Origin of the sequence: Catenulispora sp. GAS73 (genome assembly GCF_041262085.1) — a bacterium.
Lineage (GTDB): Bacteria > Actinomycetota > Actinomycetes > Streptomycetales > Catenulisporaceae > Catenulispora.
Genome location: NZ_JBGCCM010000011.1, coordinates 218,363 through 230,972 on the forward strand (window position 1 = coordinate 218,363; position 12,610 = coordinate 230,972).

The following is a 12,610-nucleotide window of genomic DNA, read 5'->3' on the forward strand; positions in this document are numbered from 1 at the left end:
GAACGCTAGATCAGATCGCCGTGCGCGGGTATCCGTCCAGCGGAGGCTGTGCGGCGGGGACGGGTACTCCGGGGGGAGTATGCGCTGGTCCCCCGGACTCCAAAACCTTGATGTGCCGCCACACCGGGATCAGCGGCACGACGCCGAACACCCCGAACGACATGTCGATGACCGACCACCAGAACGGGATGCCCCGGATCGGCCCACAGACGAGGGCCAGCGGCACGACGCCGGCGCAGGCGATCATGCCGAACTGGATCACCCACTTGTTGCGCACCGGGTCACGCCAAGGTCCGTAGAACGCGACGGCGATGGTGAGGTGGCCGAACGCGAGCCAGTCGGTGCCGTAGGAGATGAAGGGGTACTCGGCATTGGTCCGCTTCAGCCCCTCGTGGACGCGGTCCACCCACGCGGTGAGTCCGGCCGGGCCCGGGAGGTGGTGCAGCCAGCCGCTGAGCCAGCGGGTCTCCGTCTCCAGCGGGAAGGCAGTAACGCCGCTGAGGACCAGGCCGACGATGAAGAGCGCGAGCCAGAGGCGGATGCGGCGGAGCCGTTGGTCACTGTCCACGGACCCCGACGTTAGGGCCGGGGCGGGGTGAGGTTGTCAGGGCCGGGGAGGCGATCACATGTTCTTCACTGGGCCGAGTTCGACAACGCCTATAGCGTGCTCCGTGAGGCTGCCCAGATATAGGGTCTCCCCACTACGGCGCACCGCGGTGACCGCCTTATAGCCGACGCCCCACGCACGCAGCTCTCGTACTTGCTCGCCCTCAGCGTTGACCGCGATGGCCCACGCCAGGTCCTTCTCCCCCGGTTGCAGACGCTGCGGCGTAGCCCAGACGAGCGAACGCAGCCGTGGATGCCGAGGCAGGAGCCAGTCGAGCGCGGGATCGCGGGGCGTGACCATGGCGACCCAGATCAGGCCCTCCGCGTCGCGGGTCAGGTTGTCGGGGAAGCCCGGCAGCGGGGGCCCGAACGGCGACTTGCGGCCGGCGTCGGGACCTTCGAGCTCGACACGCGTCAGGCAGTAGCCGCCGGTCTCGGCCACGACAGCGGCGGCGCCGTCATCGACGAGCACGACACCGTTCGCGAACGCGAAGCCGTCAGCGATGACCTCGACAGCGCCGTCGCGGTAGCGCAGCAACCGGCCGGTCATGGAGTGCTCGAACAGATCACCGCGATAGGCGTCGATGTTGTAGCGACGCGAGGACTGCGTGAAGTAGATACTCCCGTCGGCGGCGACAGCGGCATTGCTGCAGAAGGTGAGCGGCTCACCCTCGACCTCGGCGGCGAGTACCCCGACCGTCGCGTTGGAAAGCTGCACCTCCAGCAACCCGCGATAGGCATCGCAGACCACGAGCGCGTCGTCGCCCAACATCTCCAGCCCGAGCGGACGCCCCCCGGTGCGGATGACGGTGCGCACCTCCCCCTCCGGCGTCACCCGCACGATGCGGCCGTCGGCGAGCCCGGTGAACAGCGTCCCCGAGGCATCGACCGCGACGTGCTCCGGCCCGGCCCCCGGCAACTCGACGCGCCTCAGCTCCGGCAGCGTCCGCACATCACCTCGGCGCCGCACCGGACGCGGATTCGCCGGCGGGGTCCACCGCACCGCCGCCATCTTCGTGCGCTGAGCCCGCTGAGCCATGAAAGCCCCCTGCCACCGGTCCGAAATGAGGACGTTAGTGGGCAGGGGGCGCAAGCACCAGATGCGTGCTGATTTACCCGAAGAAGACCTTGGCCTCCTCATACAGAGACATCGGCACCGTCTTCAGCGTCGTCGTCGCGTCCTTCAGCGGCACCCGGATGATGTCCGTCCCGCGCAGCGCGACCATCTTCCCGAAGTCCCCGTCGTGCACCGCGTCGATGGCGTGCAGGCCGAAGCGCGTCGCGAGCCAGCGGTCGAACGGCGAGGGCGTCCCGCCGCGCTGCGTGTGCCCCAGGACCGTCGTGCGGGCCTCCTTCTTCGTGCGGCGCTCGATCTCGGCGGCGAGGCGTTCGCCGATGCCGCCGAGGCGGACGTGGCCGAAGGCGTCCAGTTCGCCGGACTGGATCTGCATCTGGCCGTCCTTCGGGTGCGCACCCTCGGCGACGACCACGATCGGGGCGTAGCCGCGCGCGAAGCGCGACTCGATCCAGCCGCAGACCTCCTCGATGTCGAAGGTGACCTCGGGGATCAGGATCACGTTGGCGCCGCCGGCCATGCCCGAGTGCAGCGCGATCCAGCCCGCGTGCCGGCCCATCACCTCCACGATCAGGGCGCGGGAGTGCGACTCGGCGGTGGTGTGCAGGCGGTCGATGGCCTCGGTCGCGACGTGGACCGCGGTGTCGAAGCCGAAGGTGTAGTCGGTGGCGTTCAAGTCGTTGTCGATGGTCTTCGGGACGCCCACCACGTGGACCCCGTGCTCGTCGCCGAGGATCGTCGCGACGCCGAGGGTGTCCTCGCCGCCGATCGCGATCAGCGCGTCCACGCCCTCGGCCTGCAAGTTCTCCTTGATCCGCTCGACGCCGCCGTCCACCTTCAACGGGTTGGTCCGCGAGGATCCGAGGATGGTGCCGCCGCGGGGCAGGATGCCGCGCACCGCCTCGACGTCCAACGGCTTCGTCATGCGTTCCAACGGCCCCTTCCAGCCGTCCCGGAAACCCACGAATTCAAAGCCGTAGAACTGCACGCCCTTGCGGACCGCGGCGCGGATCACCGCGTTCAGGCCCGGGCAGTCCCCGCCGCCGGTCAGCACTCCGATGCGCATGGCCACACTCCCTGATGTTCACGATGTGATCTGGGTCACCGTACGATCACCGCCACCGTAACCGCTACGAGACGGTAACGAGAAGCCGACGATCACCTGACGAGACACGCCAGTCACACGAGGTGATCTTCGTCCCGGCCGTGTCTCCCGGCAGTGTCGCCCCGGGGCTTACGCCCGGGAGCCGATGCGCGCCGACGCCGCCGCCTGACAGGGTTCGAACATGACGACCACACCGTTCACGAGCCACGGCGCACCGAGCCGACGACGCCTGCTGGGAGCCGCGCTGGGGACCGGGGTCGCGCTGCCGCTGGGCCTGGCGACCCGCGCCTCCGCGGCGACGCGGGACACCACGGGCACCGCCGGCACCGCCGGCGCCACCCCGAACCCCGCAGGCCCGCCGACCACCCTCACCGTCCCGCCGCCGACCGGCCCGCACCGCGTGGGCACCGTGGACCTGCACCTCGTCGACACCTCCCGTCCGGACCCGCTGAACCCCGCCAAGCCCTACGAGCTGATGGCCAGCATCTGGTACCCGGCCCGCGACGCCGACCGCTACCCGGTCGCGCCCTGGATGACCACCGGCACCTTCCAGGCCTGGCTCGCGAACGTCGGCTTCGACCCGACCAGCCTGCCAGTCCCGGTCACCGCCGGGCACCTCGGCGCCCCGGTGCGCCGCGGCGGACGCCCGCGACCGGTCATCGTGTTCTCCCACGGCGCGCACGACCACCGCTCCGACACGACCACCGTCGTGCAGCAGCTCGCCAGCCACGGTTACGTCGTGGTGACCGTGGACCACACCTACGACGCCTACACGCAGTTCCCCGGCGGCCCGGTCCTGTCCCCCGACTTCGCCGACAGGGTCCCGATGTCCCCGAGCGACTTCGCGGCCGACGCCCGCTTCATCCTGGACCGCGTCGAGGACATCGCCGCGGGCCGCAACCCCGACGTCGACCGCAAGCCGCTGCCCGAGGGCCTGGCCGGCAGCCTCGACCTGGAGCGGATCGGCATGTTCGGCTGGTCCAAGGGCGGCACCGCGACCGCCCTGGCGACCATCGCCGACGACCGGATCCGCGCCGGTCTGGCCTTCGACGGGCCGATGGAGCCGACAATCACCACCGACCTGCACAAGCCCTTCATGATGATGAGCGCCGTCTTCACCCGGGCGAGCGACCCGGACGCCCAGGAGTTCTGGACGCACCTGCTCGGCTGGCGCCGCTACCTGCAGCTCCAGGGCGCCGAGCACATCTCGTTCACCGACTCCGAGGGCCTGATCCTGCAGGCGGCGAAGATCCTCGGGTTGAGCCGGGCGACCGTCCAGAGCTTCGTCGGCACCATGGATCCGAACGAAGGCGTGCGGATCCAGCAGGCCTATCCGCTCGCCTTCTTCGACCTGCACCTGCGCCACCGGCACAGCACGCTGCTCGACGGACCGTCGACGGAGTTTCCGGACGTGCAGTTCATGCCGTAGCGCGTCGGGCGGCTTGGAGCTCGCAGAGCTCAGGGCACCAACGGTGCCTTGACGACCCGCTCCCCCGCCGCCCGATCACCGCTCCACTCCAACCCCTCGGCGTCCACCCCGACCCGGTTCCACAGCATCAGCGCCAGGTCCGAGGCCGCACCGGCGACCTCGGACACCGGCTCGCCGGGCCCGTACTCCCAGGACCGGCCGACGTCGGTCGCGGTCAGCCGCAGCGCGGTGACCGGCTCGGCCGCGAGCCCGCGCTGGATCATGCGCGGCGCGAACAGCTCGAACACCTCGGTGACCGCGTCGGCGGCGAACGCCGGGTCCAGCGGCTCAGCCGCGCCGAGCACGTGCTGCGCGTCCCAGCGGTGCATCCGGGTCTCGTGCGCGCGCCGGCGCTGCCAGAAGCCGACGGTGCTGGGCATCAGGCTGCTGAAGGTCCAAGCCTCGGTCGCGACGTCGGCCGACAGGGCGGTGATGATCTGGTCGACGGTGCTGAGGTACCAGGTGTGCAGGGACGCCGGGTCGTGCGGGGCGGTGCGCTCCTTGTCGTTGCGGCCGTGGCCCTCCTGGACCGCCGTGGTGACCCACAGGTTGCCGTTGCCGAGGTGGTCGGTCAGCTCGTAGAGGGTCCACGGGGCGCACGGCGGCACCTGCCGCTCCAGGTCCGCCTTGGTCAGGCCGACGAGCAGCGCGCCGTAGGCGTCCAGTTCGGAGCGCAGGACGCTGAGGAAGTCGAAATCACCCATGAGGCGGAAGCTACCCCAGCGGCGCCCCCGGCACGTGGCGATTACCGCCGGTCGAGATCAGTCGAGTCGCTTGAACATATGCACGTCTTCGGCGCCGCCCGGAATGCCGAGCGTACGGCCGGTCTCGACATAGCCGTGCCGCTGGTAGAACTCCGGGGCCTGAAAGGTGAACGAGGACACCGCGACCCGGTCACAGCCCCGCCGCCGCGCCTCGTCCTCGGCGGCCCGCAGGATCTTCGAGCCCCAGCCGTCCTTGCGCGCGTCCGCACGGACCCACAGCATGCTGATGCCGCACAGGCCGGCCCAGGTCCACGCCGTCAGGCCGCCGACGATCGCGCCGGCCTCGTCGGTCACCTTCACCGAGAAGGCGTCCTGGTCCTTCTTCGAGGTCCCGGTCGCGGCGAAGTTGTATTCGTCGAGTCCGGCGTCCAGCGCCGCGCTGAGCTCCGGATCGCGTCCGCCGGTGGTCAGATGGGTCATTCCTCGTCCTCGTCCAGCCCTTGGGCGATGGCGTAGCGCACCAGCTCGACACGGTTGTGCAGCTGGAGCTTGTTGAGCGTGTTCTGTACGTGGTTCTGAACCGTCCGGTGCGAAAGCACCAGGCGGTCGGCGATCTGCTTGTAGGACAACCCCTTGGCGACCAGCCGCAGGACCTCGGTCTCCCGCTCGGTGAGCCGCGGCGCGTCGGCGGCGGCCCCGGCCCCGGCGCCGGACGGCACCATCGCGAGCTTGCGGAACTCCCCGAGCACCAGCCCGGCCAGGCCGGGGGTGAACACCGGGTCACCGGCCGCGATGCGCTCCACGGCCGCCAGCAGTTCCTCGCGGCTGGCGGACTTCACCAGGTAGCCGATGGCGCCGGCCTTCACCGCCTGCAGCACGTCCTGCTGCTCGCCGGAGGCCGACAGTACCAATACCTTGACATCCGGGTCGGCGGCCACCAGACGGGCCGTCACCTCCGCGCCGGACAGCCGGGGCATCTGCATGTCCAGCACCACGACCTGCGGACGCGCGACCGTCCCGCGCCGCACCGCCTCCTCGCCGTCCCCCGCCGTGGCCACCACGTCGTACCCGGCCTCGGCGAGGTCGCGGGCCACCGCGTCCCGCCACATCGGGTGGTCGTCGGCGACCATGACCCTGACCTGAGTGTTCACGGTCCCCGACCCTACCGAGGCCGGGCCGCTCACCGCACTCGCCATATCGACCTATGGTCAGAAGAGCCGGAAAGGCCGGGAAAGTGAGCGCGCGGTGCGGACAGCGCCGCGGAGATCGCCGCGGAGATCGCCGACACGGCCGGGGTCGCGACGCCTCCTCACCGCAGAGCCTTGCGCAGCGCCGACACTGAGCTCGCCGCACCGGGCGGCGCCGGCAGCCGCGGCACCCACATCTCGACCTCGGTGCCCTGGCCCGGGATGGAGACCACGTCGACCCGGCCCCCGACGTCCTGCACGCGGCCCCGGATTGAGTGCGCCACCCCGAGCCGCCCGGCACCGCGCGCCTCCTCCAGCCGGCCCTCCGGTATGCCGGGGCCGTCGTCGCGGACCGTCACCGTCACTCCTTCGGGCTCGTCCTCGACCAGGATCCAGGCGCGGGCGCCGAGGCCGTCGGCGCCGGGCCCGCCGTGCACGCTGACGTTGTCCAGCGCCGCCGCGACCGCCGCGGCCACCTCGCGCGCCACCGGGCTGGGCAGCGTCACCGGCGCCCCGGGCCCGGCCAGCGTCACCCGGGGCCCGGCCAGCCGGCCGAGCAGCGCGCTCAGGTCCAGGTCCACCGGGTCGCCGGCGTCCTGGTCGTCCTGGTGCCAGCTGTTCACCAGCGACCGCAGCGCCAGCTCCTGCTCCCCGGCCATGCGGCCCAGGTCCCGGCCGGCGCCGCCGATCTCCGCGCCGCGCCGCTGGACCAGCGCGAGCACCTGGAGCACGCCGTCGTGGATGTCGCGGGCCAGGCGCTGGCGCTCCCGGGTGGCGGCCTCCAGGCGCTGGGCCCGGACCAGGGTGAGCTCGGCGGTGCGGCCGAGCTCGGTGAGGTAGCCGACGGCCGCGCCGGTCAGGCCCATCAGGACGATGTTGTGGATCGAGTCCTGGCTCAGCGCCCCGCGCTCCAGCAGGTCCACACAGCCCATCAGCGCGGCCGCCGCCACGCCGCCGCGCCAGCCCAGCGCGATGGCGACGGCGATCACCGGGGCCGAGGACCAGACGGTGGGCAGCGTCAGGGCGCCGGAGTCGATGCGCGCGGCGGTGTCGACCAGGTCGGTGCTCAGGACCGAGGCCGCGCCGACCGCGAAGTCGGCGGCGAGGAAGGACAGCAGCGCGCGGCGGGTCGTGGTGGTGCGGTGGTAGACGATGCCGGTCCAGGCTGTCCAGACAGCCATGGTGAAGAGCACGGCGATCGCGCCGCCTATGTGCGCGTAGCGGTCGTACGAGGCGGCGAAGCGGGCGATCGCGTAGAGGAGCGCGAGAGAGCGGAAGAAGCCGAGTGCGCGCCACATCGCGGTGTCGACGGCTCCGCGCTGCTGCGGCTGCGGGTTCTGCGGACTGTGTGAGTTCTGCGCGCTCTGCGGGCTCTGCACGTTCTGAGAGCTCTGCAAGCTCTGCGTACTCTGCAAGCTCTGTGCGCTATGCAAGCTCTGCGCGCTCGGCAGCTGGAGGCTCTGCGACTGCGGATCCTGCGACAGCGCAGCAAGCGACGACGGATCCCCCGGCCCGCTCATTGCCGCTGGGCGTCCTCGTCGGCTTCGAGCTGCCGCTGCTCCTCGATCGCGGCCCGGCGCTCCTCGGCGGCGGCCTTCTTCGCCTCGGCGCGCTGCTCGGCACGTTCGGCGGCCTTCTCGGCGGCCAGGATCTTCTTGGCGTCGGTGGCGTACATGTCGACGTACTCCTGGCCCGACAGGTCCATCAGCGCGTACATGATCTCGTCGGTGATGGAGCGCAGGATGTAGCGGTCGTCGACGGCGCCGGGCACCTCGCGGTAGCGGGAGAAGTCCAGCGGCTCGCCGAACCGCACGCCGACCCGCTTGATCTTAGGCATCACCTGGCCGGTCGGCTGGATCTCGTAGGTCCCGACCATCGCACAGGGCACGACCGGGATGCCGGACTCCAGCGCGATGCGCGCGATGCCCGTGCGGCCCTTGTACAGGCGGCCGTCGGGCGAGCGCGTGCCCTCCGGGTACAGGCCCAGCGCCTTGCCCTCGGACAGGATCTTCAGCGCGGTCTTCAGCGCCGGGTCGGCGGTCTTGGCGCTGGCCCGGTCGATCGGCACCGAGCGCACGCCGCGGAAGAACGCCGCGGTCAGCCGTCCTTTGACGCCCTTGCCGGTGAAGTAGTCGCTCTTGGCCAGGAAGTACACCGGCCGCGGGACCATCAACGGCATAAAGAAGGAGTCGGAGAAGGACAGGTGGTTGCTGGCCAGGATCACCGGACCGTCGGCCGGGATGTGCTCAAGCCCCTTGGCCCACGGCCGGAAGAGCACCCGGAGAAGCGGCCCCAGGAAGATCACCTTGAGCAAGCCGTAGAACAACCGTCTGCCTCTCCGTAGGGCGATATACGCGTACAGTGACTTCATACCTGCAACGCGCGGGGTTATCTTCGGGTTTCCGAAGCGAACACTACTGCGTGCGGCGTCGCTGTACTCCCCCCGTCCGCCGTGGAACGATGGTGACCATGACCGCGCCCGTGCTCCCCGGTGCCGAACCCTTCTCGCACGACCAGACCGAGGCGGCCGGCCAGGCCGCACCGCGGATCGGCGTGCTGTTGTGCCACGGCTTCACCGGCTCGCCGCAGTCGCTGCGCCCCTGGGCGGAGCACCTGATGGAGGCCGGGTTCGGGGTGCGGCTGCCGCGGCTGCCCGGCCACGGCACCGACTGGCACGACATGCAGGTCACCACCTGGGACGACTGGTACGCCGAGGTCGACCGGGCGTTCCACGAGCTGCGGGCCGGGTACGACCTGGTGTTCGTCATGGGCCTGTCGATGGGCGGCACGCTCACCCTGCGGCTGGCCGAGCGGCACGGGGCCGACGTCGCGGGGATCGTGCTGGTCAACGCCTCGGTCAAGCCCGACAAGGCGGTCATCAAGCTGGTGCCGGTGCTCAAGCACCTGGTGCCCAGCGTCCCCGGGATCGGGAACGCGATCAACAAGCAGGGTGTCAGCGAACTGGCTTACGACCGGGTGCCGCTGAAGGCCCTGCACTCCTTCGCCGGGGGCTGGCGCACCGTTCAGGCCGACCTGCCCAAGGTCACGCAGCCGACCCTGGTGTACCGGTCGGAGAAGGACCCGGTCGTCCATCCGTCGAACAGCGCCGTGATCCTGTCCCGCATCTCCTCCACCGACGTGACCGAGAAGGTGCTGGAGAAGAGCTCGCACGTGGCAACCCTGGACCACGACGCGGAACAGATCTATGCCGGAAGCGTGGAATTCGTCCGGCGGGTCGCCGGGTTGGGGAATTGATGTGAGCACCGCCAGCGAACAACCGGGGCCCGGTCTGCCCGAGGAGCCCGCCGAGTCGAGGGAGCCGGCCGACGCGCCCGCCGAGGAGGTGGCGACCGCCGAGGCCGCCGCCGACGGCGCGGGGTCGGACCTGCCCGAACTGAACGAGCTGAACGAACTGAACGATTTGACCGAACTGCCCGGGCTGGTCGACCTGTCCGGCCTCACCGGCAGGTCCGGGGGGTCCAACGCGCCCGACACGCCCGACCCGCACGCTTCCGACCCGCACACGTCAGCCCCGCACACGTCCGACGAGCCCGAGACCGAGGACGAGCGCATCGCGCGCGAACGCGTGGAGTTCGACAAGCTCGTCGCCGCCTTCCACGGCGAGTCCGCCCCCGACCCGCAGCCGCAGGGGCCACAGACCCCGGCGCCGCGCAAGATCGTGCGCTACCCGGTGCTCGACCCGCAGCCGGAATGGCACCCGGAGATCGTCGAACCGACCGACGAGACCACGGTCGACCCGCTGGACCACGTCGAGCACTACGAGCCGCCGGACCCGCCGCTACCGCAGGTCGCCGCGGCCACGCTGGCGTCATGGACGCTGCTGCTGGGCGGCGTGGGATTCCTGGTGCTGCACACGCTGCTGAAGTGGAATACGCCGGACTACTTCGGGTGGCTGGCCATCATCGGAGTGTTCGGCGGGATCATCAGCCTGGTGGCGCGGATGAAGCCGGACCGGGATGAGTACGACGATCCGGACAATGGTGCGGTGGTCTGAGGCGCTGCGGGGCTGAGTCGCTGCGGGGCTGCGGGGCTGAGTCGCTGCGGGGCTGCGGGGCTGAGTCGCTGCGGGGCTGCGGGGCTGAGTCGCTGCGGGCGCGGCATTTTGTTAGGCACTTTCGCCCCCTAGCACATGTGTACAGCAGGCCACCGACACTGCCGCCTACATAACCACCGCCACGGCCGTCACCAGGCCGCCGCCACCGCCACGGGCCCATCACCGCCGCCCCCTCAGATCCGCACCACCGCCAGCACCGGCCGGTGGTCGGTCGCCAGCGCCTCGTCGGCCTTCGAGATGAGGTCCGTGGGCACGCCGGCGCGCACCACGTGGATGTCCCTGGAGACGAACACCGCGTCCAGCCGCTGATAGGGATTCACCCCGGTCGACGTGAACTCGTCCCCCACCGGGGCCAGCATCCACGCGTCGTTCATCCGCTCGGTGATGATGTTCCACTCGACGCTGCCGGGGTAGCTGTTGAAGTCGCCGGCCAGGATCCGCGCCTTCGTCCGGTTCCGTTCTGCGAACCCGTCGAGGTGTCCCAAAACCTCCCCGGCCTGGTAGACGCGCTGTTCCAGGTTCATGCTCAGGTGCGTCGAGGCGAGGGTGAAGCGGCTGTCGCCGATCCGCAGCGCGGCCAGCGCCATCCCGCGCAGGTGGTAGCCCCTGCGGTGCTTCAGGTAGAGCACCTCTGTGGCGTCCACCTTTACGTCGGGGCCTGCCAGCAGCAGGTTGCCGGAGGCGTTGGCGCCGCCGGTCACGACCCGCAGCCCGAAGGACGCCGCCATCGCCAGGGCGGCGCGCCGCCAGCCGAAGAAGCGGGGTGCCTCCTGGACGCAGACCACGTCAGGGGCACAGGAACGCACGACACGTGCGAGCGCTGCGCGGTCGTCTCTTAAGGACCGCACGTTGTAAGTGAGTATGCGTACTGTCTCCTCCATAGCGATCACCACGCTAGGCGGTGATCGCTATAGAGGAAAGCGCTCACACCCGTGCGAGGTCGGCGGCGCCGATGAGGCCGGCGTCCGGCCCCAGGGTCGCGGTGAGGACCTGCGCGTAGGGGCGGTGCCCCTGGCCGGCCAGCTTGCGGCGGTAGGCCTCGGCGGCCGGGGCGCGGAGCAGGTCGCCGGCCTCGGAGACGCCGCCGGCCAGGACGAAGGCGCTGGGGTCGAGCAGGGCGGCGATGTCCGACATGCCCTGGCCGAGCCAGTCGGCGATCTCGTTGAACGCGGCCAGCGCGATCACGTCGCCGTTGCGGGCGGCCTCGGTGACGTGCGCGCCCTGGATGCCCTCGACGGTGCCGTCGCCGAGGCCGAGCAGGTCCTTGGCCCGGCCCGGGGCCGCGGCGGCGCGCTCGCGGGCCGCGCGGACCAGGGCGTTGCCGGAGGCGTACTGCTCGAAGCAGCCGCGGTTGCCGCAGCCACAGGGCCGGCCGTCGGGCACCACGCGGTAGTGCCCGGGCTCGCCGCCGATGCCGAAGCGGCCGCGGTACAGCGAGCCGCCGAGGATCAGGCCGCCGCCGATGCCGGTGCCGACGGTTATCACCACCACGTCGTCGTGCCCGGCGGCGGCGCCGAACTTGGCCTCGCCCCAGGCCGCGGCGTTGGCGTCGTTCTCCACCACCACCGGCAGGCCGATGCGCTCCTCGATGCGGGTCTTCAGCGGCTCGTTGACCCACGAGACGTTCGGGGCGAACAGCACGGTGGCGCGGTCGGCGTCGATGAAGCCGGCGGCGCCCAGGCCCACGGCGCCGATCTCGTAGTCCGCGCGGACCTTGCGTACCGCCTCGGCGATGGCGTCGGCGGTCAGGTCGGAGTTCTCCGGAGTGGAGACTTTGACCGAGTCGAGGATCTTCCCCGTCTCGTCGACCACGCCGGCCAAGATCTTCGTGCCGCCGATGTCTACGCCGATGGTGAGAGTCATTAGTCCCTGTTCTTCTGTTCGGGCGGATCGATCCGGTCCACCCGCTCGACGGTGATGTTCTCCTGCTGCCGCGCCTTGTCGCCGTCGGGCCCGCCGGTCCGCCAGGACTGCTCGGAGCCGCGTACCGCCGACCGGAGCGCCGCGGCGACCTCCCGGCCGGCGGCGCCCAGATGGCGCGCCACCTCAGGGTACGACTGGACCGCCGGGGCCACGACGCGCGCCTCCAGCGTCGCCCAGAGCTTGCGCGCCTCCTCGGCGAGCGTCCCGAGATCCTCGCGCACGCCGGTGGGCCCTGTCGAGCCGGGGCCGGGCGGTGTCCGCTCCTCGGAAGCCTTCGCGGACGGCTCCGCGGGCTCGGCGTCCGGGTTGCCGGTTTCGGGACCCTTGTGCCCCTGATCTGCGGTGTCCGCACCGCCGGTGTGATCAGTGCCGGCGTGATCGGCGCCAGCATGATCAGTGCCGGCGGGTCGTGGCGGACTGTCCTCGAAGGGGATGTCTTTCTGGTCGTCGCTCACGGCTGTGTCCCT

The 12,610-nt window shown here is 71.0% G+C and carries 14 protein-coding genes; 3 read left to right on the forward strand and 11 right to left on the reverse strand.

The genetic code is table 11. The annotated features are described in order from the left end of the window. Nucleotides 1-10 precede the first annotated feature (10 nt). The 3 genes from ABH935_RS18865 to ABH935_RS18875 all read right to left on the reverse strand — a co-directional run bounded on the left by ABH935_RS18865 (nucleotide 11) and on the right by ABH935_RS18875 (nucleotide 2,747). Complete coding sequence (locus tag ABH935_RS18865; protein ID WP_370379203.1) at nucleotides 11-568, reverse strand: hypothetical protein; 558 nt, start codon at nucleotides 566-568, stop codon at nucleotides 11-13. Nucleotides 569-622: 54 nt separating this feature from the next. Then, the gene (locus tag ABH935_RS18870; RefSeq protein ID WP_370379204.1) at nucleotides 623-1,645 is read right to left on the reverse strand and encodes an SMP-30/gluconolactonase/LRE family protein; all 1,023 of its coding nucleotides are present in this window, start codon (nucleotides 1,643-1,645) and stop codon (nucleotides 623-625) included. A gap of 73 nt (nucleotides 1,646-1,718) precedes the next feature. After that, entirely contained in the window at nucleotides 1,719-2,747 is a 1,029-nt protein-coding gene (locus ABH935_RS18875) for a 6-phosphofructokinase (RefSeq protein WP_370379205.1), read from the reverse strand. 220 nt (nucleotides 2,748-2,967) lie between these two features. Between ABH935_RS18875 and ABH935_RS18880 the strand changes: the two genes are divergently transcribed. Then, nucleotides 2,968-4,215, forward strand: a complete 1,248-nt coding sequence (locus ABH935_RS18880) for an alpha/beta hydrolase family protein (RefSeq protein ID WP_370379206.1) — start codon at nucleotides 2,968-2,970, stop codon at nucleotides 4,213-4,215. 29 nt (nucleotides 4,216-4,244) lie between these two features. Here the strand turns inward: ABH935_RS18880 and ABH935_RS18885 are convergent, their stop codons facing one another. The 5 genes from ABH935_RS18885 to ABH935_RS18905 form a co-directional block, all read right to left on the reverse strand. Continuing rightward, nucleotides 4,245-4,958, reverse strand: coding sequence for a maleylpyruvate isomerase family mycothiol-dependent enzyme (locus tag ABH935_RS18885; RefSeq protein WP_370379207.1), 714 nt, complete (start codon nucleotides 4,956-4,958; stop codon nucleotides 4,245-4,247). Between the two features lie 57 nt (nucleotides 4,959-5,015). Continuing rightward, nucleotides 5,016-5,438, reverse strand: a complete 423-nt coding sequence (locus ABH935_RS18890) for a GNAT family N-acetyltransferase (RefSeq protein ID WP_370379208.1) — start codon at nucleotides 5,436-5,438, stop codon at nucleotides 5,016-5,018. Then, on the reverse strand, nucleotides 5,435-6,088 hold the full coding sequence (locus ABH935_RS18895) for a response regulator (protein ID WP_370379267.1): 654 nt from the start codon (nucleotides 6,086-6,088) through the stop codon (nucleotides 5,435-5,437). Before ABH935_RS18895 ends, ABH935_RS18890 begins: the two co-directional genes overlap by 4 nt. Nucleotides 6,089-6,267: 179 nt before the next feature. Beyond that, complete coding sequence (macS, locus tag ABH935_RS18900) at nucleotides 6,268-7,665, reverse strand: MacS family sensor histidine kinase (protein WP_370379209.1); 1,398 nt, start codon at nucleotides 7,663-7,665, stop codon at nucleotides 6,268-6,270. Continuing rightward, complete coding sequence (locus tag ABH935_RS18905) at nucleotides 7,662-8,471, reverse strand: lysophospholipid acyltransferase family protein (protein WP_370352345.1); 810 nt, start codon at nucleotides 8,469-8,471, stop codon at nucleotides 7,662-7,664. The genes macS and ABH935_RS18905 overlap by 4 nt, the downstream gene beginning before the upstream one ends. A gap of 143 nt (nucleotides 8,472-8,614) precedes the next feature. Here ABH935_RS18905 and ABH935_RS18910 point away from each other — a divergent pair, with 143 nt between their 5' ends. Next, a complete protein-coding gene (locus ABH935_RS18910) occupies nucleotides 8,615-9,400 on the forward strand; it encodes an alpha/beta hydrolase (protein ID WP_370379210.1) in 786 nt (261 codons plus the stop codon). Nucleotide 9,401: 1 nt separating this feature from the next. Continuing rightward, on the forward strand, nucleotides 9,402-10,160 hold the full coding sequence (locus ABH935_RS18915; RefSeq protein ID WP_370379211.1) for a hypothetical protein: 759 nt from the start codon (nucleotides 9,402-9,404) through the stop codon (nucleotides 10,158-10,160). A 233-nt stretch (nucleotides 10,161-10,393) separates the two neighbouring features. Here the strand turns inward: ABH935_RS18915 and ABH935_RS18920 are convergent, their stop codons facing one another. From ABH935_RS18920 to ABH935_RS18930, 3 genes are read right to left on the reverse strand one after another with little or no spacing between them, the layout of a single operon-like run. After that, nucleotides 10,394-11,101 carry an endonuclease/exonuclease/phosphatase family protein gene (locus ABH935_RS18920; protein ID WP_370379212.1) on the reverse strand — a complete coding sequence of 236 codons (708 nt, stop codon included), beginning with the start codon at nucleotides 11,099-11,101 and terminating at the stop codon, nucleotides 10,394-10,396. A 43-nt stretch (nucleotides 11,102-11,144) separates the two neighbouring features. Beyond that, on the reverse strand, nucleotides 11,145-12,083 hold the full coding sequence (locus tag ABH935_RS18925) for an ROK family glucokinase (protein ID WP_370379213.1): 939 nt from the start codon (nucleotides 12,081-12,083) through the stop codon (nucleotides 11,145-11,147). Continuing rightward, nucleotides 12,083-12,598, reverse strand: coding sequence for a DUF5304 family protein (locus tag ABH935_RS18930; RefSeq protein ID WP_370379214.1), 516 nt, complete (start codon nucleotides 12,596-12,598; stop codon nucleotides 12,083-12,085). Before ABH935_RS18930 ends, ABH935_RS18925 begins: the two co-directional genes overlap by 1 nt. Between the last annotated feature and the right edge of the window lie 12 nt (nucleotides 12,599-12,610).